Consider the following 25,060-nt stretch of genomic DNA (forward strand, 5'->3'; position numbering starts at 1 on the left):
ACGGGTGGGATCCTACCAGGTCTACATCCATGTACCCTTCTGCATGCGCCGCTGCGGCTACTGCGACTTCAACACCTATACGGCCAGCGACCTGGGCGGGGGCGCCAGCCGGGAGCACTACGCCGATCTGGCCATCCAGGAGATGCGTATGGTCCGGGACTGGCAGACATCTAGGGGGCTGATAGAGCCGCCCGTGTCCACCATCTTCTTCGGCGGAGGCACCCCGACCATTCTGCCCGCCCGGGACCTGGTGCGCATGGTCGAGGCCGTAGCCGACCTCTGGGGGCTGTCCCCCGGGGCCGAGATTACCACCGAGGCCAACCCTGACACTGTCGATCGGGCCTATCTGGAGCAACTGTTCAGGGGCGGCATAAACCGTGTCTCCTTCGGCATGCAGTCAGCGGTACCCAGTGTCCTGGCCACCCTGGACCGCACCCATACGCCGGCCAATGTGACCACCGATGTGGCCGCTGCTAAAGAATTGGGTCTCAGAGCCAGTGTGGACCTGATTTATGGGACGCCGGGGGAGCGGCTCGAGGATTGGCGGACCAGCCTGCAGGCGGCCCTGGACCTGGGGGTGGACCACGTCTCCGCCTACGCCCTGACCCTGGAACCCACCACCAAGATGGGCCGTGCTGTGCGCCGGGGCCAACTGCCCGCCCCCGATGACGATGACGAGGCGACCAAGTACGAGATGGCTGATGACATGCTCTCCCAGGCGGGCCTGTACTGGTACGAAATCTCCAACTGGGCCCGCCCCGGCCAGGAGAGTCGCCACAACCTGGGTTACTGGCACAACGTGGACTGGGCCGGCATCGGGCCCGGCGCCCACTCCCACTATCGGGGGCTGGATGGTCAGGACTCGGGCATGGCGCCGGTGGATGAAGCCCGGGAGCAGAAGCCCATGCCTTCCGTATCGCCTGGGTTCAGGGCCACCGGAACAGCATCAGCGGAAAAGGCCGATCCGTGGACATCCTGGTGGCTTTCGCAGGAGCCCGGCCTGGAGGAGCGGCGTGCCCGGGCCATCCGCTCCTGGGACATCGCCCACCCCAGGGACTGGGCGGCCGCCATGGATGCAGGACATGTGCCCTGGCAGGATGCCGAGCTTCTGGGCTGGAGGCAGGACCTGGAGGAGACGGTCATGCTGGCCCTGCGCCTGCCCGAAGGCCTGGGACTGGATCGACTGACCAGGCTGGCCGGTCGTCCGGCCGATCCGAAGATCCTCAAGGATCTGGTCGATCAGGGCCTCCTGCTGCCCGTGCCTGACAGAATCCAGGTGACCCGAAGGGGTCGCCTGCTCAACGATCTGGTCATCGACCAGGTCCTGGAGGCGGTAGGAATTCGTTAGACACTGCGGAACGTTACACGGATGTCACCTGTGGATGCATTATTCTGTTGATTCACCATTGACAAGGCTCCTCAAGGGCGGAGCATGCCGGCCCCGCCCCCGTCCACGAATGAGGTGATTGCGGTGTCATTCACGGCCCCTCTCGATCTACATGTCCACGGCCCTCAGGGGCTCTATGACCCTGATACGGAACACGATGCCTGCGGTTTCGGCATGGTGGCCACCCTCAACCGACGGGACGAAAGGCTGATCGTCGAGCAGGGCATCCGCGTCCTGGTCAACCTGGACCACCGAGGGGCCGTGGGAGCCGAGCCCAACACCGGCGATGGGGCCGGCATCATGCTCTCCATGCCCGACGAGTTCATGCGCACCCGGGTCTACCGGAATCTGCCTGAAGCCGGCCATTATCTGGCGGGTATGGCCTTCCTGGACAGGGATCCGGCGCAGGCTGCCGGCCAGGAGGAGGCCATAGCCTCCATTGCCGGCCAGGAGGGGCTGCGTGTCCTGGCCTGGCGGGCAGTGCCCACCGACCCGAACGGGCTGGGTCTGCAGGCTCTGGCCTCCATGCCCCGCTTCCTCATGCCTATCATGTGTGATGCCGGTCCTCAAGGCCGAGGAGGATTGGACCTGGAGCGGCTGGGCTACCGGGTCCGCAAGCGGGCCGAGCACGAGTTGGGCGTCTACTTCGCCTCCCTGTCCTGCCGGACCATCACCTACAAGGGCATGCTGACCACCAAGCAGCTGCAGGGCTTCTTCCCCGACCTGAGCGATCCGGCCATGAAGGCCCGCCTGGCCATCGTCCACTCCCGCTTCTCCACAAACACCTTCCCCTCCTGGCCCCTGGCCCAGCCCTTCCGGATGATCGCCCACAACGGGGAGATCAACACCATCCAGGGCAACCGCAACTGGATGTCAGCAAGGGAGGGGATGCTGAGCTCGGAGCTGCTGGGTGACATGGCCCCGCTCCTGCCGGTCAACACCCCTGGAGCCTCAGATTCTGGCACCTTCGACGAGACCCTGGAGCTGCTCCACCTGGCGGGTCGGTCCCTGCCCCACGCCGTATCCATGATGATGCCCCCGGCCTGGCAGCAGGACCCGAACATGGACTCGGACCTGAAGGCCTTCTACGAGTACAACGACGCCCTGATCGAGCCCTGGGACGGCCCGGCGGCCATCGTCTTCACCGACGGAACCTTGGTGGGCGCCCAACTGGACCGCAATGGCCTGCGTCCAGGCCGCTGGCAGCTGACTGATGACGGCCACCTGGTCCTGGCCTCGGAGGCCGGTGTCCTGGAGGACACGCCCCAGGAGTCCATCGTCGCCAAGGGCAGGCTGGAGCCGGGGCGCATGTTCCTGGCCGACACCAAAGAGGGCCGGATAGTGCCTGACAGCGAGATCAAGCGCCGGCTGGCCGGTCTGCACCCCTACAGAAAATGGGTTTCCGAGCGTACCGTCCGCCTGGACGATCTGCCTGAGCGCGAGCATGTCAATTACTCGCGCATCTCGGTCCACCGCCGGCAGCAGGCCTTCGGCTACACCCGGGAGGACCTGACCATGCTGTTGGGGCCCATGGCCGAAACCGGCCGTGAGCCCATCGGCTCCATGGGCAATGACGCGCCCATCGCCGTGCTCTCACGCCGGTCCCGTATGCTCTTCGACTATTTCACCCAGAAGTTCGCCCAGGTCACCAATCCGCCCCTGGACTGGGAGCGCGAAGAGCTGGTGACCAGCATCGCCTCGGCCATCGGGCCCGAGCCCGATCTTTTGGAGGACACCCCCGAGCACGCCTGGAAGATCCACATCGATCTTCCTGTGGTGGACTCCGTCCAGATGGCGCAGATCAAGCGTCTGGACCGAGCGCCGGTCCTGGAAGGCCGCTTCCGCCCCCGTCTGATTCGTGGCCTCTACCAGGTTGCCGGAGGCGGCAAGGCCCTTGAGGAGCGTCTGGAGGCCATTGAAGGGGAGGTGGACCAGGCCATCGAGGAGGGCTGCAATGTGCTTGTCCTGTCCGACCGGGACTCCAACCACATCTGGGGACCCATACCCTCCCTGTTGCTGACCGGTGCCGTTCAGCACCACCTGCTGCGTCAGCACACCCGCACCCAGGTCTCCCTGGCGGTGGAGGCCGGCGACGTGCGCGAGGTCCACCATGTGGCCCTGCTGATTGCCTATGGCGCAGCCTGCGTCAACCCCTATCTGGCTCTGGAGTCTGTGGAGAACCTGGCCAACAGCGGGGACCTGCATGTGGATGCCGAAAAGGCCTCCGACAACCTGGTCCGGGCGCTGAGCACCGGTGTCCTCAAAATTATGAGCAAGATGGGCGTGAGCACCATCATGTCCTACCGGGGCTCCCAGCTCTTCGAGGCCGTCGGGCTCAGCCAGGAGGTCATCGACCGCTGGTTCACCGGCACCACCTCCCTGGTGGGCGGCATAGGACTGGATGAGATCGCCGCCGAGGTTGCCCAGCGCCATCGGGTGGCCTACCCCATTGAGTGGACCGCCGGATCCGGGCATGACCTCGAGACAGGCGGCAACTACCACTGGCGGCGCACCGGCGAGGATCACCTGAACGACCCAGAGTCCATCTTCCTGCTCCAGCAGTCCACCAAGCGAGGGGACTACGGACTGTTCAGGGCCTACACGGACCATGTGAATGCGGCCGCCAAGCAGGGCATGACCCTTCGTGGACTCATGGAGTTGCACTCCGACAGGGCGCCCATTCCGCTTGACCAGGTGGAGGCTGCCGAGTCCATCGTCACCCGCTTCTCCACAGGCGCCATGAGCTACGGGTCCATCTCCCAGGAGGCCCATGAGACCATGGCCCTGGCCATGAATCGCCTGGGAGCCCGGTCCAACTCGGGCGAAGGGGGCGAGTCCCCGGACCGAATCGCAGACCCTGCCAGGACCAGCCGGATCAAGCAGGTGGCCTCGGCCCGGTTCGGGGTGACCAGCGACTACCTGGTTTCGGCCACCGACCTGCAGATCAAGCTGGCACAGGGAGCCAAGCCGGGGGAGGGCGGCCACCTTCCCGGCGCCAAGGTTCCGCCCTGGATCGCCCAGGTCAGGCGTTCCACCCCTGGGGTCGAGCTCATCTCGCCTCCGCCCCACCACGACATCTACTCCATCGAGGACCTCAAGCAGCTCATCCACGACCTGAAAATGGCCAACCCAAGAGCCCGTATCCACGTCAAGCTGGTCTCCGAACACGGGGTGGGAACCGTGGCCGCAGGGGTGGCCAAGTGCCATGCCGACGTGGTCCTCATCTCCGGCCAGGACGGCGGCACAGGAGCGGCCCCACTCAACGCCATCAAGCACGCGGGGACTCCCTGGGAACTGGGCCTGGCCGAGACCCAGCAGACCCTGGTCATGAACGACCTGCGCTCACGGATTGTGGTCCAGTGCGACGGAGAGCTCAAGACCGGCCGCGATGTTGTCATAGCCGCCCTTTTGGGGGCCGAGGAGTTCGGCTTCGCCACCACGGCACTCCAGGTGGAAGGCTGCGTCATGATGCGGGCCTGTCACAAGAACACCTGTCCCCAGGGCATAGCCACCCAGGATCCGGAACTGCGCTCGCGCTTCACCGGGCGGCCCGAGGATCTGATCAACTTCTTCATGTTCATGGCCCGCCAGGTGCGGGAGATCCTGGCCTCCCTGGGATTCGCCAGCCTGGAGGAGGCGGTCGGCCACGTGGAGTGCCTGCGCCGGGACCCCTCTGTGCAGACCTGGAAGAGCCAGGGCATCGACCTGGATGCCATCCTGCGCAAGCCCGGTCCCACCCCCGGCACTGTGCTGCACCACACCCAGGCCCAAGACCATGAGCTGGACAAGTCCCTGGATGTGGATCTGATCAACCAGGCCGTCGATGCCCTGGACGAGGGACGGCCGGTGGCCATCCAGGGAACCGTGCGCAACGTCAACCGGAGTGTGGGCACCATGTTGGGCTACAGGATCACTCGCAAATACGGCGCAGCCGGCCTGCCGCAGAACACCGTGGACATCACGCTGACAGGCTCGGCCGGTCAATCCCTGGGCGCCTTCATTCCCAGGGGCGAGACCATCCGGGTGATTGGCGAAGCCAACGACTATGCAGGCAAGGGTCTGTCCGGCGGTCGTCTGATCCTCCACGCTTCCCAGGGCGTCCGCTTCGATCCGCACCAGACCGTCATCTGCGGCAACGTGGCTGGATTCGGTGCCACCTCGGGCGACATGTTCGTGGCTGGACGGGCCGGGGAGCGCTTTGCTGTACGCAATGGCGGCGGACGCTTCGTGGTCGAGGGCCTGGGCGAGCACGGCTGTGAGTACATGACCGGCGGCCTGGTGGTCGTTCTGGGGTCCACTGGCCGAAACTTCGGCGCCGGTTTCTCGGGAGGGGATGTCTACCTGCTGGACATGGATACCTCCCGGCTCAATCCTGAAGCCTGGAATGACGGCTCCCTGCTGGCCCTGGAGCCCGACCAGAGCCAGGCGGCCATGCTCAAGGAACTGATTACTGAGCATGTCCGGCTGACAGGATCGAAGGCTGCGGCCGCCCTGCTGGAAGACTGGCCAAGCGCGCTGGCCCGGTTCACCCATCTGGTACCCCGTCGTTATCTGGCCATGAAGCAGGCCATGGAAGAGGCCGAACGCGAGCAGGTGGACTTCAACGCGCCCGGTGTCTGGGACGCCACCTACGCCCAGGTCATGGAAGGAGCGCACTGATATGGTCGACCCCAAGGGATTCCTCAAGGTACGCACCCGGCACGAGCTGGCCGAGCGCCCGGTCGCTGAACGTCTGAAGGACTGGCGGGATGTACACCAGTCCACCGGCCCCGGGCCCTGGACCGCCGAGCAGGCCGCCCGCTGCATGGACTGCGGCACCCCCTTCTGCATGACCGGCTGCCCCCTGGGCAACCTGATCCCCGAGTTCAACGACCTGCTGTCCAGGGGCCGCTGGGAGGAGGCCTACGAGCGGCTGAGCCTGACCAACAACTTCCCGGAGTTCACCGGGCGGATCTGCCCTGCTCCCTGCGAGTCCTCCTGCGTGCTCTCCATCCACCAACCGGCCACCACAATCAAGCTGGACGAGCAGACCATCATAGACCAGGCCTGGTCCCTAGGCCTGGTCAAGCCCAGGCCGCCTCAGAGGCTGACCGACATGACCGTGGCCGTGGTCGGGTCCGGTCCCGCCGGGCTGGCCTGCGCCCAGCAGCTGACCCGTGCCGGTCACACGGTGGTGGTCTATGAACGCGCCGATGCCATAGGCGGGCTCCTTCGCTACGGCATTCCCGCCTTCAAGCTGGAGAAGTCCCTCTTGGACCGTCGGCTGGAGCAGATGGAGGCCGAGGGGACCCGCTTCCGCACTGGGGTCGAGGTGGGCCGAGACCTGACCTGGGACCAGCTGAGGGCCCGCTATGACGCCTTGGTGGTGGCCATCGGCTCCACCGAACCTCGGCGGGTTGACCTGCCCGGACGGGATTTGCAGGGCATCCACTACGCCATGGACTTCCTGCCCGACCCCACCCGCAAACTCATGGGCCGCGAGCCCCTCAACAAGATCGATGCGGCCGGCAAGGACGTCATCATCATCGGCGGTGGCGACACCGGTTCGGATTGCCTGGGCACGGCCCTGCGAGAGGGCGCCAAATCGGTCACCGTCCTGCAGATCCGACCCAGGGAGCCCTCTTCCAGACCCGACAACCGGCCCTGGCCGACCTACGCCCGGCTCTACAATCCCACCTCCTCCATGGAGGAGGGAGGCCACTACGAGTACGCTGTGGACAGTCTGGAATACCTGGGCGACGGCTCCGATGACCGGATCAACCTGGATCAGACCAGCGCCCCCACCGGTTTCGACCGTGACTCTGAGGGGCAGGTGCGTGGCGTTCGCGTGGTGGACGTCAGTCGTGACGATCAGGACCGAATCATCCCGCATCCTGACACCGAGCGGGTCCTGCCTGCCGATTTGGTGCTGATCAGCATTGGATTCGCCCATCCGGAGACGGCCACCCTGACAGGACAGACCGGCGTGGGCCTGGACGGGCGCGGCAACGTGGCCCGGAATGCCGACTACGCCACCGACCGCGACGGCATCTTCGTGTGCGGCGATGCCGGACGTGGGCAGTCCCTTGTGGTCTGGGCCCTGGCGGAGGGTCGCTCCTGCGCGGCGGCCGTGGACCGGTATCTGACCGGCGCTACCGAGTTGCCCGCCCCCATCCGAGCCGATGAGCGCGCCATGACCCTGCCCGCGGCCGACCGGCGCCCACGCTAATATGAAAAAGAATGGTGCCGATCGAAGGGATGGAGGCAGTGGGATATGACCAACCGCGCTGAACGTAGGGCGCAGGCCAAGCGGAGCCGCCGTGGCGGCAGCGACGACCGGAGGATGACGGCCAAGGGCAGGGCCGGTGTGATGGACGAGCGGGCCTTGCAGGAGCGCTCCCGCCGGCTGGAGGCTGGCCAGAGCGCCGAGTGGAAGCCCACCGGGCACACCGATGACCTGGTGCAGAAGGACTCCGTGGACCCCAACGACCGCAACCCCCGTCTGCTCAGGGCTCCCAGCGGCGTGCGTCAATGGTTGCGAATCCTGGTCTGGGCGCTGATCATCTGCTCCGGCCTGGCCTTCCTGGTCTGCATGTGGCTGCCCCACGTTCCCATCTGGGCCACCATCGCCATCGCGGCGGTCTTCTGCCTGGGCGTACTGGGGCTCTTCCTGGTCGGCGGCAACCGGGACAATCCCCGTCTGGACTCCTACGGAACGGCCCTGTGACCATGACCGAAAGCGTGGCAGAAAAGCGGGCTGTGCTCATGCAGCATGTGGGATTCCGCCGTCAGGGCCGGGTCATTCTCGACGATGTCAATCTTGAGGTGGGCCGCGGGCAGAAGTGGGTGCTCTTCGGGCCCAACGGCGTGGGCAAATCCACCCTGGTGGCCATGATGAGCACCCGAGGCTTCCCCAGCACCGGCAGTGTAGAGATCCTGGGCAACCGGCTGGGCAAGGTGAACGTCTTCTCCTACCGTCACCGGATTGGTCTGGCCTCTGCTGGCCTGGCCAAGACCATCAGCCCTCAGGAGGATCCCTACGACGTGGTGCTGACCGCATTCAGCGATACCACCGGCCGCTGGAGGGAGACCTTCACGGCCGAGCAGGAGGAGGCCACCATGGCCCTGATGGACCGGTTCGGCATCGCCTACCTCAAGGGCAAGCGGATGTACCGACTCTCAGAGGGGGAGCGCGGCCGGGTGCTGATTTGCCGGGCGCTGATGGCCAATCCCGACCTGCTCATCCTGGACGAGCCGACCACCGGTCTGGATCTGGGCGGACGCGAGCTGGTGCTCAGGGCCTTGAGCGATATCGGCCGGGAGGACAGGGACCGCACGGTCATCCTGGTCACCCACCGCCTTGAGGAGATCCCTCTGGGCTTCGATCGGATAGCCATGATGGGACGACGTCCTGTGGACACTGCAGACACGGGCGATCCGGATCCCGGCACCATCGTCTACCAGGGGCCCCTGGAGGATGGGCTGACAGGTCCGCGTCTGAGCGAGCTCTTCGGTCTGGACCTGACTGTGGTCCACCGCGACGGACGTTGGGGTGCCTTCGCCGTCTGAAGGACACTGGCCGCCGACGTTCTGACACGCCCGTATCAGCTCAAGGAATAGGAAATTTGTTCACCAAGGCGCGGGTATAGACTGTGGTGGTTTGTCTGCCCGGGGACCGCGGCAGACCTGTATGCGTGAAGGATGTTGACGTGATCAAGATATGGACCCGCTACCTGCGGCCTTACTGGCTGCAGGTGGCCGTTCTGGTGCTCTTTCAGGTGGCGCAGACGGCCTTGAACCTCTACCTGCCCAACCTGCAGGCGGACATCATCGACAAGGGCGTGGCCGTAGGCGACCAGGATGCCATCTACAGGATCGGCTGGGAGATGATGGGCATCACTGCCATTCAGATCGTGGCCAACGTGGTCGCCGTCTACTGCGCCACCCGGCTGGCCATGAGGATGGGCTATGAGCTGCGCAGGGACCTGTTCGCCTCGGTGGAGGGCTTCAGCCTCAACGAGATCGAGCGCTTCTCGGCAGGTTCCCTGATCACACGCACCACCAACGACGTCCAGCAGATGCAGATGACCACCATGCAGACCCTGATGATCATCCTGCAGGCCCCGGTCATGCTGATCGGCGGGCTGGTTCTGGCCCTGCGCCAGGACGGACCCCTGACCTGGTCACTGGCGGTCATCGTCCCCCTGATCCTGGTGGTGGCCCTGGTGCTCATGGGCAGGATGGGACCCCTGTTCACACGCCTGCAGAACATGCTGGACTCCGTCAACCGCCTGGTCCGCGAGCAGATCTCCGGGGTGAGGGTCATCCGAGCCTTCGTCCGTGAGAAAACCGAGGCAGCACGCTTCGACAAGGCCAACCGCGACGTCTACGGCGTCCTGATCTCCACCGGTAGGTTGATGAGCATGATGGTGCCGCTCATGTGGTTCCTGCTGAACATGTCCAATGTGGCCATCATGTGGTTCGGCGGCCGCCGCATCGACTCCGGCGCCATGCAGATCGGCGCCCTGCAGGCCTTCATCCAGTACCTGATGATCATCCTGTCAGGTCTGATGATGGCCGCCATGATGTCGGTCATGCTGCCCAGGGCCGCTGTGGCCGCCCGAAGGATCAACGAGGTCCTGGAAGCCACCAGCGAGATCGCCGCTCCTGAGCACCCCTACCGCAACGAGCAGCCCCAGGGGCTGCTGGAGTTCAAGCAGGTGGACTTCAGCTACCCGGGCGCCCAGGACCCGGTCCTTTCCGACATCTCCTTCACCGCCCGGCCGGGAACCACCACGGCCATCATCGGGGCCACGGGATCCGGCAAGTCCACCATCATCCGACTGGCCAACCGCATGTTCGACGTCACCGACGGCCAGGTCCTGGTGGATGGACACGACGTGCGCGAGTACGACCCGGACCAGCTGGCCCTGATCTTCGGGCCGGTCCCGCAGAAGGCCACCCTCTTCACAGGCACCATTCGCGACAACATGCACTATGGGGACCCCGACGCCGACGACGACCGCATCTGGGAAGCCTTGCGCATCGCCCAGGCCGAGGATTTCGTCCGAGAGATTCCCGAGGGTCTGGACGCTCGCGTGGCCGAAGGCGGCACCAACTTCTCTGGCGGGCAGAAGCAACGGCTCTGCATGGCCAGGGCCATCCTGCGCAACCCCCGCATCTACACCTTCGACGACTCCTTCTCCGCGCTGGACATGACCACCGACCGTGCCCTGCATGAGGCCCTGGTGCCGGTCACCCGCGAAGCCACCCAGATTGTGGTAGCCCAGAGGGCGGCATCCATCCGCCAGGCCGACCAGATTCTGGTCCTGGAACGAGGCCGCATCGTCGGCCGGGGCACCCACGACGAGCTCATGGAGGACTGCCCCACCTATCAGGAGATCGTCCAGTCCCAGGGCGGGCAGGGTCCCGACGTGGAAGAGCTCAGCATTGACGAGGGGAGGGCCGAGTAGATGGCTAAGGACTTGAGCACGAATACAGGCTCGCAGGCCGTGGGCGGCCGCCGTCACACCGTGGGCCGGCTGGTCCATTATCTGCTGGCCAGCCCCTGGAGGGTCATCGTCATGGTTCTCGCCGGCATGACCGCCGTTGCCATGATCGTCATCGGCCCCAAGGTCATGGGCGAGGCCACCAACGTCCTTTTCGAGGGACTGTTGGGGTCCATGCTGGTCAAGATGGGCGCCAAGCCCGGCACTCCCAAGCAGGCTGTGGTCACCTACCTGCAGTCCCGAGGGCAGGACAAGTTCGCCCGGATGATCGACTCCATGAACGTCCAGGTGGGCGTGGGCATCGACTGGGGGCGCTTCGGCACCATCCTCATGTTCGTCATCGGCATCTACCTGGTCTCCATCCTGGTCAGGCTGGTGCAGAACTTCCTGATGACCCGGCTGGTCTCCGACGCGGTCTATACCATGCGCAGGCAGATCGAGGACAAGCTGGACCGGCTGCCCCTGCAGTACTTCGACCGGACCCCGCGCGGCGAGGTCATGAGCCGGACCACCAACGACATCGACAACATCTCGGGCACCCTGCAACAGATCCTGGGCGAGCTGCTCTTCTCGGTCTTCTCCATCATCGGGGCCTTCATCATGATGCTGACCATCTCGCCCCTGCTGACCCTGATCGCCTTCATCATCATCCCGGTCATGGCCCTGTGCGCGGGCTTCATCCTCAAGAAGACCCAGCCCCAGTTCACCCGGCAGTGGATCCGCACCGGACAGGTCAACAGCCACGTGGAGGAGATGTTCTCCGGCCACATGGTGGTCCGGGCCTTCGGCCACCAGCGCAAGGCCGAGGAGGAGTTCGAGGAGCGCAACCAGGAGCTCTACCAGGCCAGCTTCAAGGCCTCATTCTTCTCCGCCCTGGTCACGCCCATGTCAACCTTCTTCGGCAACCTGAGCTTCGTGATCGTGGTCATCATCGGCGGCGTGCATGTGCTCAACGGCAGCATGAGCCTGGGTGGTCTGCAGGCCTTCACCCAGTACACCCGTCAGGCCTCGCAGCCCATCGGCCAGCTGGCCTCCATGGGCACCATGCTCCAGTCCTCTTTGGCCTCCTGCCGCAGGGTCTTCGACTTCCTGGACGAGGCCGAGGAGGTGCCGGACATCGAGCATCCCGACCATCTGGGCCAGGAGACCGGAGGCAAGGTCGAGGGGCACGTCCGCTTCGACCACGTCCGCTTCTCCTACGATCCGGCCGAGCCGTTGATCAAGGATCTGTCCATCGAGGCCAAGCCCGGGCAGACCATCGCCATCGTCGGACCCACCGGGGCGGGCAAGACCACCCTGGTCAACCTGCTCATGCGCTTCTACGAGATCCAGGGCGGGCGCATCACCATAGACGGCGTGGACACCTCCAGGGTGACCCGTCACGACCTGCGCAGCCACTTCGGCATGGTTCTGCAGGACACCTGGCTCTTCGACGGGACCGTCCGCGACAACCTGCTCTACGGGCTGGACGAGGGGCAGACCATCCCAGAGCAGACCATGATCGATGGCGCCAAGGCAACGCATGTGGACGAGTTCATCCGCAAGCTGCCTAAGGGCTACGACACCGTTCTCAATGAGGACAGCAGCGAGCTCAGCCAGGGCGAACGCCAGCTGATGACCATCTGCCGGGCCTTCCTGTCCGACCCCGACATCCTGATCCTGGATGAGGCCACATCCTCGGTGGACACCAGGACCGAGCTGCTGGTCCAACAGGCCATGAACACCCTGCGCAAGGGCAGGACCTCCTTCGTCATCGCGCACAGGCTGTCCACCATCCGCGATGCCGACCTGATCCTGGTGGTCAACCACGGCTCGGTGGTCGAGCAGGGCACCCACGACCAGCTGCTGGAGCGCGGCGGCGCTTATGCCTCCCTCTACAACTCCCAGTTCACCAAGGGCGAGGAGGGCTGAGAAGGCATGAGCCTGAGACGCGGTCCGCTGAGCGTAGGGGAGCGGGTCCAATTGACTGATCGGCGTGGTCGCAAGCTGACGGTCATGCTGGAACCAGGCGGCCTGACCCAAACGGATCATGGCCTCTTGCCGCACGAGGCCATGATCGGTCTGCCCGAGGGATCCGTAGTGGTGACCATCTCGGCAGACAAGTGGCGCCGGATGCGTCACAATCAGGATGCCGGCACTGACACAGAGACGCCTGACAGGGCCAAGCCCTGGAAGTCCTCGCGAAGCATCGGAGGATGGGCATTCACCGTTATGCGTCCCAGGCTGGAGGACTACATTCTCTCCATGCCTCGCGGCGCCCAGATCATGTACCCCAAGGATGTGGCCAGAGTCATCCTCCTGGGAGACATCCGTCCTGGCATGAGGGTCCTGGAGTCGGGAGCCGGGTCAGGGGCCATGAGTCTGGGCATCCTGGATGCCGTTGGCACGGAGGGGAAGCTGACCAGTATCGAACGGCGGGAGGAGTTCGCCCGGGTGGCCATGGGCAACGCGACGGTCTTCTTTGGGCAGCGCCCTGCCCATTGGGACCTGCGTACCGGCGACTTTGACACCGTTGCGGCCGACCTGCCCGAGGACGGATTCGACCGTATTGTTCTGGACATGCTTGACCCCTGGAACCGTCTGGGGCAGGCCTATCGGGTCATGGCCCCCGGCGGCGTGCTGACCGCCTACGTGACCACCACCACCCAGCTCAGCAGACTTGCCGAGGCCCTGCGCGCCGATGGCCGATGGGCCGAGCCTGAGATCATGGAGAGCCTGGAACGCTCCTGGAAGGCCGACGGCCTGGCGGTCCGCCCCGAGCATGAGATGATCGGGCACACCGGCTTCCTCTTGATCAGCAGGGCCATGGCTCCCGGCCAGGAGGCTCTGCGCAAGCATATCCGGGCCACCAAGGACTACAAGACCGACGTGGATCAGGGACGGCGGACTGCCACGAGCAGCGGTTCCGGTCAGAAGCGCGACATGGAGGACCTGGAGGATCTCGAGGATCTGGAGCTGCGCCGGGTCTCCGATCGCAAGCTGCGCAAGGTGTTGCGCGACCTTGACCACCAGGTGCGCACCCTGCGGGGCGGGGAGGGTCAGGAAGACTGATTACACATGACCGGCGTATCCTCCGGGCTCTGCCATAATGGAAATGGCGACTGATGAGATCGTCGGGAAAGGAAGTATGCATGGGTTTGCGAAAGGGTCTGAAGGTTGAGGATCTGCGGCGGTGCAGCCGAACCCTCATGCTCATGCGTCACGCCAAGACCGAACGCCAGGGGTCACAGGGCGATCGCAGCCGTCAGCTGACCGACCGGGGCCAGCGGCAGGCCCGGACCATGGGCCGTGGATTGACCGCTCTGGGCCTGGTGCCCGACCGCATCATCTGCTCGGGTGCGCCTCGGGCCCGTCAGACCCTGGACGGCATGCTCAAGCCCCTGGGGGATGGGCCGCGGGTCGATTACCGGGAATCCCTCTATGAATCCGGCATGCAGGCGGTCTTCGACCAGTTGGCGCAGACCGAGGACCGTGACCGCCGGGTCCTCATCCTGGGTCATGAGCCCACCATGTCTATCTGCTCACAGTGGCTGGCCGAGGACAACTCCGACCCCGACCTTTTGGACCTGCTCAATCTAGGACTCCCTCCGGCCACTATGGTCGTGCTGGGGTCTGAGCGACCATTGACCGACTGGGGAACCCACCAGTCCCGTTTGCTTGGTATTCTTGGGCCCCAGGATCTTGAAGACTGACCGGAAGAACAAGCCGTGGAAATCCTCTATAGGCAGTCTTAGCGACCGGTAATCCCGTGGCTGCGGTTATGTCGTTATCGATTCAGGTTATGGCGACACCTTATTTGCACCAATTACCCGCCTCACCCCACCGCTGATAGGCTGACCGAAGACATCAGGACGAAACTGGGAGGTTTCATGGCAGCGATTACATCCGTGTCCGGGTTCCCGCGCATCGGTGCGCATCGTGAACTCAAGAGGGCCATCGAGGGCTACTGGAAGGGCGAACGGAATCTGGAGGAGGTCCGGCGCACGGCCGCCGACCTGCGCTCCAGGCACTGGCAGCTTCAGCAGGAGGCCGGCGTCGACCTGATTCCCGTCAATGATTTCAGCTACTACGACCAGGTCCTGGATACTTCCATCCTCTTAGGCGTCGTGCCGGAGCGCTATCGGAAGCTGGGCCTGGGTCCCGAAGACATCCTCTTCGCCATGGGCCGCGGCTACCAGGGGGAGCAGGGTGACGTGACCGCCCTGCCCATGAAGAAGTGGTTCACCACCAATTACCACTACCTGGTTCCCGAGATCGATCAGAACACCAAAATCGCCCTTGAAGGAGACAAGCCCTTCAAGGAGTTCCAGGAGGCGCGCGAGCAGGGCATCGCCGCCAAGCCGGTGCTGATCGGCCCCTATACCTTCCTCAAGCTGGCACGCGGCCCCCAGGGCGAGCTGCTGGATCCTGACCCGGCACTGGTCCGGGACCTGGGCAAGGCCTATGCGACCATTCTGGAGCGGTTCATCAGCCTTGGCGCCGACTGGGTACAGCTGGACGAGCCCTACCTGGTTCTGGACAAGGAACAGGGCGACCTGGACCTCTTTGGAACTCTTTATGAGCCAATCCTCAATGCCCGCGAGAGTGACCAAGGCAAGGTCCGTATTCTGCTCAACACCTACTTCGGCCATGTGGGCGACTGTTACGACCGGCTTGCTGAACTGGGCTTCGACGGGATCGGTCTGGATCTGGTCGAGGGCAGGGATGAGAATCTGGCGGCCCTCAAGGAGCACGGCGTGCCCGAGGGAACCACCATCTTCGCCGGCCTGGTCAACGGACGCAACATTTGGCGCAATGACTACGCGGTCAGCCTGGGCCTTCTGGATGCCCTGCACCAGGTGACCTCGAATGTGGTGGTTTCCACCGCATGTTCCCTCCTGCATGTGCCCTACACCGTGGCCGACGAGGATGGGCTGGATGCCGACACCGTGCGGCCCCACTTCGCCTTCGCCCTGGAGAAGCTGGGCGAACTGCACGACCTGGCCCGGCTGGCCGATGCCGATGAGGACCAGCGTCGCTCCAGCAAGGCCCTTGCCGATAACCAGAAGCTCTTCGATGGCAGCCGCGTCCAGCCCGACCCCCAGGTGCAGCAGCGCCTGGCCGGCCTTAAGGACGAGGACTTTGTGCGCACCCCGGCCCGGCCCGAGCGCCAGAGGATCCAGGCACAGGAGCTGGGTCTGCCCCTGCTGCCCACCACCACCATCGGCTCCTTCCCCCAGACCGCCGAGGTCCGCGCCGAGCGGGCCCGCCTGCGCAAGAAGGAGATCAGCCAGGAGGACTACGACGACTTCATCGCCCGCAAGATCGACCAGGTCATCGACCACCAGGAGCAGATCGGCCTGGACGTTCTGGTCCACGGCGAGTTCGAGCGCAACGACATGGTCGAGTACTTCGGCCAGAACCTCAAGGGCTACCTGTTCACCCGGAATGCCTGGGTTCAGTCCTATGGCACCCGCTGCGTCAAGCCTCCCATCGTCTGGGGGGACATCTCCCGCGCCCGGCCCATCACCGTGCGCTGGTCCTCGTACGCCCAGTCCCGCACCAACCATGTGGTCAAGGGCATGCTGACCGGTCCGGTGACCATCCTCAACTGGTCCTGGCCCCGCGAGGACATCGATCACAAGCAGCAGACCCGACAACTGGCCCTGGCCATCCGTGACGAGGTCCTGGATCTGGAGGCTGCGGGCATCCGCATCATCCAGATCGACGAGGCCGCCCTGCGCGAGAAGCTGCCGCTGAGGCGCTCCGACTGGCACAGCCGATACCTGGACTGGGCCATTCCCGCCTTCCGGCTGGTCCATTCCGGGGTCAAACCCACTACCCAGATTCACACCCACATGTGCTACTCGGAGTTCAACGACATCATCAAGGACATTGATGCCATGGACGCCGATGTGATCTCCTTCGAAGCCTCCCGCTCCGACCTGACCGTACTGGATGCCATCCAGGAGGCCAAGTTCGAGACTGAGGCAGGCCCCGGAGTCTACGACATCCACTCGCCCCGCATCCCCTCCACCGAGGAGATCGTGGACCGGATCCACGCCATCCTGAAGAAGCTGGATGCGGCCAAGGTCTGGATCAACCCCGACTGCGGATTGAAAACCAGAGGGGACAAGGAGACCTGGCCCAGCCTGGAGCACATGGTGGCCGCCGCCCATCAGGTGCGCGCGGAGCTATCGTCCAGTCAGGAGTCGGATCATGCATGAGCCTATCTTTTCCCTGGAGGTCTTTCCCCCCAAGCGCGATGCCCCGGTGGGCACCATCTATGACACCTTGGATGGACTGGAAGGGTTGATGCCCGACTTCATCTCGGTGACCTACGGGACCGGCAGGCGTTCGGACCGCACGGCCACGGCCCGCATAGCCAAGACCATCCATACCGAGTACGGCATCCCTGCCGTGGCGCACTTGACCGCCCAGTACGCGGACCGCCAGGTGATCGACCAGGCACTGGACATGTTCGACGATGCAGGTGTGGCAGCGGTGCTGGCCCTGCGAGGCGACAGCGTGGAGGGCCGTGAGCCTGCCGGGGTCTTCGAGCATGCCAGCGACCTTGCCGCCTACATCCGGTCCCGTCGGCCCAACCTGTCTATATACGGGGCCTGTTATCCTGAGACCCATCCGGAGGCCGCCTCGCCCGAGGAGGACATTGAGAATCTGCGAATCAAGGTGGATTCCGGCGTGGATCATCTGGTTTCGCAACTCTTCTACGACAATGCTGATTTTCTGGACTTCCTGGACCGGGCACGGGCAGCCGGCATCCAGGTGCCCATTGAGGCCGGCATCATGCCCATCACCAACGAGGGCCAGGTGCGGCACATGAGCGAGGTCTGCAAGGCGCGGATCCCGGCTGCGGTCGAGTCCATCCTGGAACGTTGGGGCGACGACCGGGCCAGCCTGCGCGAGGCGGGCATCATATACGCCTCACAGCAGATCGCCGACCTGGTGGCCCATGGGGTGGATGGCATCCACCTTTACTCCATGAACCATTCCGGCGTCACCAGGCGCATCTGGCACAACGTCCGTCACCTCTTCCGGCAGGTGGGCGCCAACTCAGAGTCCTCCAGTGATAAGAGTTGACGGCGTAAAAGCGGTGTATTGTGCCCCGCATTGATGATCGAGCGAGCGTGGTTCTCAACTTTCAGTTGCGCTTCGTCCTCAATCGTCATTGCGGGGTCTCAGCCATGGCAGAGCTTTGAGCGCGGCTCTGTGCAACGGCGGTATCATGCCAATCAACAGCCCAAGGATCATCCCTCCGATGGTTATCCAGGAGGCCAGATCATGTCCCAGCAGAATGAGCATCACCACCAGGCCGACACCGACCAGGGGTAGGACCGGTGTCCAGCGTTGCTGCGAATCGGTCAGTCGGTCGTTTTTCTTCGGTAGAAGTCCGCATATCAGCCCCCATACCAATCCTATCAAGACACAGGCGATGGTCAGTAGGGTATCGGTCAGCTGCATTCCAGGGTTCCTTCGTACATGATTGCCCGGGTAAGGCCTTTCTGGCGCCGCGTATGACTGCTATGCGTGCGAAAGCCGCGAAAACGTCCAACAAATCGTGGCAGACCGGAGAATGACGCGGCCCTGGTACGCATGCGTTTGATGTAGTTGAGCGCCTTGGCGGACTGCATGACGGACAAGGCGGCATTTCATGCATTCCAGGTCAGCTCCTCTACGATGATCGACCTGCGAACTTGTTCGCACATCAATGTGTTCGTGGACGCTATAGACAGCTATCATAGCCGCCACAGAGCGGAATCGATAATGGATGGCGGGCAGGGAGCACCTCCATGGAAACGATGGTGTCAGGGAAAAGCATGTGTTGAAGAGTCTCCCCATGGGGATTTGGAAACCCGTCCCAGGTCGTGTTCAGAATGCCTCCAGGACCACTACTTCGGGATTCGTTGCGTTGTCGATGCGAATGGCGGAGTCGCCTATGCTCCGCCGGCATTGGCTATCGTATCCTCTCTCTGACTGAAGCGGTGCGGGAAGGCAGCAAGTTCCATGACCCAAGCTGATCTTCACCATATACTGCGTATTCCGGGAGTGCCACAGGGGCTGACGACCCGTCACCCCTATAATGCCTGTACCGGTTCCGGGGCATCAGAGTCGTCGCGGAACCTCAGCAAAGGCAGGGGATGAGTCATGGAAGATCCGGCGCAACCGACCACTTCGACCCTGATACACCTTGGGTTGCACGACCTGGACAAGGCCCGGTTCCGGCTGGATCGGCTTGCCCGTCTGGTTGACGATCAGGAGCTGGAACAAACCCTGGTCCAGAGCCTCGACCAGGCCTGTGATCCTGACGAAGCCCTTGCTGGGCTGATACGAATTCTGGAGCAGTTTCCGCAGGGAGACCGGCCGGGCTTTCTGGCCGGATCCCCGCAGGAAATTCAAGAGGCGGCCCAGTCACTGATCAGGGTGCTGGGGGCCTCGGAGGCCATGGGCCGACTGATGCGCTCGCGGCCGGAGTTGGTAGAGGCGGCCGCCAAAGACCCCGACCACCTTGCTGACTGCACGGCGGAAACCAGGCAGAAGCGGGTTCTTGACGCCTTGGACAAGGTGGAGACAAATTCGGACTCAGAGCCCCCGCTGGTGGCCTATGCCGATGCACTGCGGTTCGAATACCGGCTGCAGCTGGCTGCCGTCATGGCCCGGGACCTGGCATCTGAGGATCCCCTGGAGCCGGAGCCAGAAATCAGCCGGGCCCTGTCGGACATGGCCGACGCTGCACTGCAAGGGGCTCTGAGCATCGCCAGTCGTCAGGTTCCCAATGCGGATTCATGCCGTCTGACCGTCATTGGCATGGGCAAGCTCGGTGCCCAGGAACTCAACTACGTATCCGATGTGGACCTCATGTACATAGTGGAGCCTGCCTCGGAGGTGGATACGAACGGGGCCGATCCCATTGCCGTGGGCACTGCCATGGCCGTCCTCCTGCAGCGGGTCTGCCAGGCGGTCATTCCCGGATCGACTGAGCCGCCGCTTTGGAAGGTTGATACCGCCCTGCGGCCCGAGGGACGTGACGGCCCCCTGGTGCGCCGTCTGGCCTCTTACGCCGACTACTATGCCCAATGGGCCGAGAATTGGGAGTTCCAGGCCCTGCTCAAGGCCCGTCCGGTCGCTGGCGACAAGGCCCTGGGCCAGGACTATTCGTCCATGATCGCCCCCCTGGTCTGGGGTGCCTGCCAGCGTCCCAACTTCGTCTACGACTGTCAGAGGATGCGCCAGCGGGTTGAGCGGCTGATACCGGAGGATCGCAAGGAGCGTGAGATCAAGCTGGGCCGGGGAGGGCTGCGGGACGTTGAATTCACCGTTCAGATGCTCCAGCTGGTCCATGGTTCCAGCGATGTCGATCTGCGTTGTCCGGCGACGCTTGATGCCCTGCAGGCATTGTCCAAGGGCGGCTACATTTCACGTAAACACGGCGAACAGCTGGACCATGACTACCGGTTCGAGCGGGTCATGGAGCATCGCCTGCAGATGTGGCAGCTGCGTCGCACCCATCTCTTCCCGAAAATCAACCGTTCAGGCACCCTTGGTCAGCGGCCGCCCAGCCTTGAGGAACTGGAGAGCAACCGCGATCTGCGACGGCTGGCCCGAGCCTTCGGCCTGCATGCCGACCAGATGCTGGCCCAATACCAGGCCACCAGGATCGAGGTACGTAACCTTCATCAGGCCATCTACTTCCGCCCCATGCTGCCCATCAACGCCCAGGTGGACGAGGACGAAGTCAGTCTGCGCCCCCAGGCGGCCCGCGCACGGTTCGCATCCATCGGTTTTGCCGACCCCGATGCAGCCATTCGCCACGTCACGGCCCTGACCACAGGGGTCACCCGCTCGGCGCGGATCAACCGCATTCTCATGCCCGCCGTTCTCCAGTGGCTGGGGGAGGGACAGGATCCGGACATGGGACTCCTGGGCTGGCGAACCCTGGAGGAACATTTCGGCGGCAAGAGCACCTATCTGGGCTTCCTGCGGGACTCCGCCTCGGCCGCCCGCCGCCTATGCCACATCCTGTCCAACTCCCGCTACCTGTCCGGCGCCCTGGCCCGGTCCGTCCAGTCGGTGACCTGGCTGGGGCATGACCAGGACATGATCCCCCGTGATCGGGACACCTTGGACAAGCGGACCGCAGCCTATCGAACCCGGCATGCGGACTCGCTTGAGGAGTTCGCCACTGCGGTGCGGGCCATGCGCCGCCAGGAGATCGAACGGATCGGGCTGGGCTGGATGAGCGGGGTGGACGATCAGCGGGCCTGCCTGGCGGGCATGTCCGATGTCTACGATGCAGCCATTGACGCGGCCTTGGACTGGGCCGTGAATCACCGTCTGGGGCAGACAGGTTCGGGTGACGAAGACCCGCGTCAAGCGCCGGCAGAGATGGCCTTGATCGCAATGGGGCGCTACGGTGGCCGGGAGGTCAATTTCAACTCGGATGCCGACATCATGCTGGTCTACCGTCCTGCATCAGGCGCCGACCAGGACCAGGCTGCCGAATTCGCCCGTGGAGTGACCACCGACCTGCGGGCCGTCCTGGCCGGACCGGCCAGCCTGGAGCCCGGTATCGACCTGGACTTTGACCTGCGCCCTGAAGGACGTCAGGGGCCTCTGGTGCGTTCACTCGACTCCTACCGGCGCTACTACCGCGAATGGTCGGAAACCTGGGAACATCAGGCCTTGATCCGGGCCAGATTCGCAGCAGGGAACGCCGGCTTGGCCAAGGACTTTTTGGAGGGCATAGCCAATCCGCTTCGCTACCCTCAACAGCCGCCCAATGAGGAGGAGCTGGGGCAGATCCGCCGTCTCAAGGCCAGGATGGAGGCGGAGCGGTTGCCACGCGGCGTGCGTCGGGATCGGCATCTGAAGCTGGGGCGGGGAGGGCTGTCCGACGTGGAGTGGACGGTTCAGCTCCTCCAGCTGCGTCACGCCCACGATCTGCCCGAGCTACAGGTCACCGGCACGCTGACCGCCCTGGACGCCCTGGAGACTGCGGGACTTATCGAGGCCAAGGATGCCAAGGCCTTGCGCCGCAGCTGGGTGCTCTGCACCGCAGCCCGCAACGCCAACTTCCTCTGGTCCGGACGTGTCCTGCAGGCGGACATTCTGCCGGACGACGGGCAGGTTCTGGGGGGTATAGCGGTCTGCCTGGGCTATCCGGCCCACCGAGGCCAGCGCTTCGTCAACGAGCTGCTGGCGGCCATGCGCCGCTGCAGGCAGGTCATGGAACGACTCTTCTACGGGAGCTGACCCTGGGTCCATCCGGGGTCGTATGCTTGTTCAGGTCACATAAGGTGGCCACCTTGAGGAAGGTGAGCCGTTGTCCCAACAAGTTGATCACGCATCCAACACCTCTTCCGCCGTCGATTCTCGTTCCGGCCCCGCAAATACCGTTCCGCTTCGTGGGCGAAGTGTGGTGACCCTCGACGACATTCCCATGACCCAGATCCTGGACCTGCTGGATCGTGCGGCCTACATCGACACCCACCGCCGCCAGGTGGCCCACACCTGCGACGGCCGGGTCCTGGCCACGCTCTTCTATGAACCCAGCACCCGCACCCGGCTCAGCTTCGAGACGGCCATGCTCCGTCTGGGCGGCCAGGTCATCGGGTTCGCCGGCGCCCAGCTGGCCAGCGTCTCCAAGGGTGAGTCCATCAGCGACACCCTGAAGACCGTCTCCAACTACGCCGACATCGTGGCCATCCGGCACCCCAAGGAGGGTGCCGCCCTGGTGGCATCCAAGGCAGCCACGGTCCCGGTCATCAACGCCGGCGACGGCGGACACATGCACCCGACCCAGACCCTGACCGACCTGGCCACCATCCGCGCCCGCAAGGGTCGGCTGAACCACCTGGCCATCGGCCTGTGCGGGGATCTGACCTTCGGCCGCACCGTCCACTCCCTGATCACCACCCTCTGCCGCCTGGGCCACGTGGACTTCGTCCTGATCAGTCCCGACGAGCTGCGCACCCCGGAATACGTCCTGGAGAGGATCCGCTCCTCGGCCGACTGCACCTACCGGGAGACCGGGGACCTGAACGGGGTCATCGGCGACCTGGATGTGCTCTACATGACCCGTGTCCAGCAGGAGCGCTTCTTCAACGAGGACGACTACCTGCGTCTGCGCGACACCTACATTCTGAATGCCGACAAGCTTAGGGCTGCGCGCCCCGACATGGCCATCCTCCACCCCCTGCCCAGGGTCAATGAGATCGCCGTGGAGGTGGACGATGATCAGCGTGCGGCCTACTTCCAGCAGGTTCGCAACGGCATGCTGGTCAGAATGGCCCTGGAGAGCGCCCTGCTGGGTGACGAGCTGCCCGGTTACCGCGAGCGGAAGGAGGTGGCGGCATGAAGGTCACCAGCATTGTTGACGGCATCATCATCGACCATGTCCGTGCGGGTACAGCCCTGAAGGTGCTGCACTACCTGCGTGTGGACCCGGCGAAGACGCGGCTGGCCCTGATCATGAACACGGATAGTCGCAAGTACGGGTCCAAGGACATCATCAAGATCGAGCAGACCGGGGATCTGGATCTGACCGCCCTGGGATTCATCGCCCCCGAGGCCACCGTCGATGTGGTGCGACAGGGCAGGATCGTCAGCAAGCATCAGCCGGACCGCCCCAACCATCTGGTCAACGTCATCACCTGTGTCAACCCTCGTTGCGTCACCACGGTGGAGACCGGCGTGGATCAGCGCTTCCACCTGGACGCTGCCGGGGTCTACCGCTGCGACTACTGCGACGAGAAGGCTGAAGACTGACATGCGGCTGCTGGGGTTGACCGATTGGCGCAGCGGCAGGGCAGCCGATCTGGTGCTTCCCCAGGCGGTTGACAGCAGGCTGATTGACGAGACCGGCGCCATGTCGGCAGATGTGGACCGGATAGATGCTTCGGGGCTGGTGCTGGCCCCGGCACTGGTCGATCCGCATGTCCACCTGCGGGACCCCGGTCAGACCGACAAGGAGGACATGGTCACCGGCACAGCTGCCGCAGCGGCCGGAGGCTACGGGCTGATACTGCTCATGCCCAACACCCAACCTGCCATGGATGGACACGCCAGGATGGCCGACGGGCGCACGGTCATCGACTATCTGGAATCCTATGAGCGGGACCATGGGCTGCGCCTGCCGGTGGACTACGCCCTCTGTGTGGCCGCCACCATGGACCGGGCCGGCCGTCAGGCCTCAAACCCGAACGAATGGTCGGGGCACCTGCCCGGCCACGGATGGGCACACCCCGTAGTGGCCATCAGTGACGACGGATCGGCAGTAACCAACCAAACCCTTGAGGCTGTGGCCGCCAACGCAAGGGCTTTCGACCTGCCCATCCTGGATCACTGCGAACACCACGAGCACGGTCAGGTCAACCTGGGTACCATCAGCCGCCAACTGGGACTGGAAGGGATTCCCGCCTCAACCGAGACCGCCATCATCAATCGCGACATCGAACAGGCGGAACGCACCGGCACCAGGGTGCATCTGCAGCATGTCAGCACTACCGGGGGATTCGAAGCCGTCCGACGGGCCAAGGCCCGTGGTCTGCCGGTCACCTGCGAGACCGCGCCCCACTATCTGGCCCTCTGTGACGAGGATCTGCTGCGCTGCGGCAGCATGGCCAAGATGAACCCTCCGCTGCGCTCCCGCGCCGACCAACAGGCTGCGCTTGAGGCCGTAGCCGACGGTACTGTGGACATGATCGCCACCGACCACGCCCCGCATACTCTTGCCGAGAAAGCGCTGGGGCTCAAGGACGCGCCCAATGGCATCGTCGGCCTGGAGACTGCCTATGCGGTCTGCAACCAGGTCCTGGTCAAGAGCGGGCTCATCAGCCATGACCGCATGATCGAGCTCATGTCCCTGGCTCCGGCCGAACTCATGGGCATGCATCGACTCCTGCCTGAAGACCTGCCCTCGCACAAGGCAAACAGGGGCTGTAAGGCCGGTCATCTGCAACTGGAGGCCGACCGGCGCAGCGACACCGGCCAGCCGCCCGTCGATCTGGTCATCTTGGACCCTGATGCCAAGTGGAAGGTTGATCCCAGCCGCTTCCATTCCAAGGCACGGAACACCCCCTTCGCCGGGGCGGAATTGTCCGGCCGGGTCATGGCCACCATCAAGGATGGGCGTCTGGTCTTCTCCCGACTGCCCGCAAGCCGCGTCATCACCAGGGAAAGGATCTGA

General features: G+C 64.4%; 16 protein-coding genes. 15 read left to right on the forward strand and 1 reads right to left on the reverse strand.

Annotation, left to right across the window (positions count from 1 at the left end; genetic code table 11):
* The first annotated feature begins 4 nt into the window (after positions 1-4).
* The 11 genes from hemW to metF all read left to right on the forward strand — a co-directional run bounded on the left by hemW (position 5) and on the right by metF (position 17,955).
* Positions 5-1,348 carry a radical SAM family heme chaperone HemW gene (hemW, locus tag H3T89_RS02060; protein ID WP_198216083.1) on the forward strand — a complete coding sequence of 448 codons (1,344 nt, stop codon included), beginning with the start codon at positions 5-7 and terminating at the stop codon, positions 1,346-1,348.
* Positions 1,349-1,471: 123 nt separating this feature from the next.
* Positions 1,472-6,046: a glutamate synthase large subunit gene (gltB, locus tag H3T89_RS02065; RefSeq protein ID WP_198216084.1), complete on the forward strand. Its 4,575-nt coding sequence runs from the start codon at positions 1,472-1,474 to the stop codon at positions 6,044-6,046.
* 1 nt (position 6,047) lies between these two features.
* A complete protein-coding gene (locus tag H3T89_RS02070; protein WP_110417238.1) occupies positions 6,048-7,595 on the forward strand; it encodes a glutamate synthase subunit beta in 1,548 nt (515 codons plus the stop codon).
* 45 nt (positions 7,596-7,640) lie between these two features.
* Complete coding sequence (locus H3T89_RS02075) at positions 7,641-8,093, forward strand: tripartite tricarboxylate transporter TctB family protein (protein ID WP_198203952.1); 453 nt, start codon at positions 7,641-7,643, stop codon at positions 8,091-8,093.
* A 2-nt stretch (positions 8,094-8,095) separates the two neighbouring features.
* Complete coding sequence (locus tag H3T89_RS02080) at positions 8,096-8,935, forward strand: ABC transporter ATP-binding protein (RefSeq protein ID WP_198216189.1); 840 nt, start codon at positions 8,096-8,098, stop codon at positions 8,933-8,935.
* Positions 8,936-9,075: 140 nt separating this feature from the next.
* Positions 9,076-10,839 (forward strand): ABC transporter ATP-binding protein, encoded by a 1,764-nt coding sequence (locus tag H3T89_RS02085; RefSeq protein WP_198216085.1) that lies wholly within the window; start codon positions 9,076-9,078, stop codon positions 10,837-10,839.
* A gap of 12 nt (positions 10,840-10,851) precedes the next feature.
* Positions 10,852-12,786 (forward strand): ABC transporter ATP-binding protein, encoded by a 1,935-nt coding sequence (locus H3T89_RS02090; RefSeq protein ID WP_232348380.1) that lies wholly within the window; start codon positions 10,852-10,854, stop codon positions 12,784-12,786.
* 6 nt (positions 12,787-12,792) lie between these two features.
* Positions 12,793-13,926, forward strand: a complete 1,134-nt coding sequence (locus tag H3T89_RS02095; RefSeq protein WP_198216087.1) for a tRNA (adenine-N1)-methyltransferase — start codon at positions 12,793-12,795, stop codon at positions 13,924-13,926.
* An 80-nt stretch (positions 13,927-14,006) separates the two neighbouring features.
* The gene (locus tag H3T89_RS02100; protein ID WP_198216088.1) at positions 14,007-14,567 is read left to right on the forward strand and encodes a SixA phosphatase family protein; all 561 of its coding nucleotides are present in this window, start codon (positions 14,007-14,009) and stop codon (positions 14,565-14,567) included.
* A 177-nt stretch (positions 14,568-14,744) separates the two neighbouring features.
* Positions 14,745-17,081, forward strand: a complete 2,337-nt coding sequence (gene metE, locus H3T89_RS02105; protein WP_198216089.1) for a 5-methyltetrahydropteroyltriglutamate--homocysteine S-methyltransferase — start codon at positions 14,745-14,747, stop codon at positions 17,079-17,081.
* Positions 17,074-17,955, forward strand: coding sequence for a methylenetetrahydrofolate reductase [NAD(P)H] (metF, locus tag H3T89_RS02110; RefSeq protein ID WP_110417232.1), 882 nt, complete (start codon positions 17,074-17,076; stop codon positions 17,953-17,955). The genes metE and metF overlap by 8 nt, the downstream gene beginning before the upstream one ends.
* A gap of 78 nt (positions 17,956-18,033) precedes the next feature.
* Here metF and H3T89_RS02115 read toward each other — a convergent pair whose 3' ends face one another.
* Positions 18,034-18,336: a hypothetical protein gene (locus tag H3T89_RS02115; RefSeq protein ID WP_198216090.1), complete on the reverse strand. Its 303-nt coding sequence runs from the start codon at positions 18,334-18,336 to the stop codon at positions 18,034-18,036.
* Between the two features lie 684 nt (positions 18,337-19,020).
* On the opposite strand from H3T89_RS02115, the gene H3T89_RS02120 reads away from it, so the two are divergent.
* The 4 genes from H3T89_RS02120 (at position 19,021) to H3T89_RS02135 (ending at position 25,060) form a co-directional block, all read left to right on the forward strand.
* Positions 19,021-22,125: a bifunctional [glutamine synthetase] adenylyltransferase/[glutamine synthetase]-adenylyl-L-tyrosine phosphorylase gene (locus H3T89_RS02120; protein ID WP_198216091.1), complete on the forward strand. Its 3,105-nt coding sequence runs from the start codon at positions 19,021-19,023 to the stop codon at positions 22,123-22,125.
* 163 nt (positions 22,126-22,288) lie between these two features.
* Complete coding sequence (gene pyrB / locus H3T89_RS02125; RefSeq protein ID WP_332461035.1) at positions 22,289-23,230, forward strand: aspartate carbamoyltransferase; 942 nt, start codon at positions 22,289-22,291, stop codon at positions 23,228-23,230.
* Positions 23,227-23,640, forward strand: a complete 414-nt coding sequence (locus H3T89_RS02130) for an aspartate carbamoyltransferase regulatory subunit (protein WP_015021856.1) — start codon at positions 23,227-23,229, stop codon at positions 23,638-23,640. The genes pyrB and H3T89_RS02130 overlap by 4 nt, the downstream gene beginning before the upstream one ends.
* Before the next feature lies 1 nt (position 23,641).
* Complete coding sequence (locus tag H3T89_RS02135; RefSeq protein WP_198216093.1) at positions 23,642-25,060, forward strand: dihydroorotase; 1,419 nt, start codon at positions 23,642-23,644, stop codon at positions 25,058-25,060.

This window comes from Bifidobacterium sp. W8114, from assembly GCF_016101165.1.
Lineage (GTDB): Bacteria > Actinomycetota > Actinomycetes > Actinomycetales > Bifidobacteriaceae > Bombiscardovia > Bombiscardovia asteroides.

Bases quoted from the DNA above. Each gene is read 5' to 3' on its own strand.
- H3T89_RS02070 (WP_110417238.1), top strand. From the start codon at position 6,048: ATGGTCGACCCCAAGGGATTCCTCAAGGTACGCACCCGGCACGAGCTG.
- H3T89_RS02075 (WP_198203952.1), top strand. From the start codon at position 7,641: ATGACCAACCGCGCTGAACGTAGGGCGCAGGCCAAGCGGAGCCGCCGT.
- H3T89_RS02080 (WP_198216189.1), top strand. From the start codon at position 8,096: ATGACCGAAAGCGTGGCAGAAAAGCGGGCTGTGCTCATGCAGCATGTG.
- H3T89_RS02095 (WP_198216087.1), top strand. From the start codon at position 12,793: ATGAGCCTGAGACGCGGTCCGCTGAGCGTAGGGGAGCGGGTCCAATTG.
- H3T89_RS02100 (WP_198216088.1), top strand. From the start codon at position 14,007: ATGGGTTTGCGAAAGGGTCTGAAGGTTGAGGATCTGCGGCGGTGCAGC.
- metE (WP_198216089.1), top strand. From the start codon at position 14,745: ATGGCAGCGATTACATCCGTGTCCGGGTTCCCGCGCATCGGTGCGCAT.
- metF (WP_110417232.1), top strand. From the start codon at position 17,074: ATGCATGAGCCTATCTTTTCCCTGGAGGTCTTTCCCCCCAAGCGCGAT.
- H3T89_RS02115 (WP_198216090.1), bottom strand. From the start codon at position 18,336: ATGCAGCTGACCGATACCCTACTGACCATCGCCTGTGTCTTGATAGGA.
- H3T89_RS02120 (WP_198216091.1), top strand. From the start codon at position 19,021: ATGGAAGATCCGGCGCAACCGACCACTTCGACCCTGATACACCTTGGG.
- H3T89_RS02130 (WP_015021856.1), top strand. From the start codon at position 23,227: ATGAAGGTCACCAGCATTGTTGACGGCATCATCATCGACCATGTCCGT.
- H3T89_RS02135 (WP_198216093.1), top strand. From the start codon at position 23,642: ATGCGGCTGCTGGGGTTGACCGATTGGCGCAGCGGCAGGGCAGCCGAT.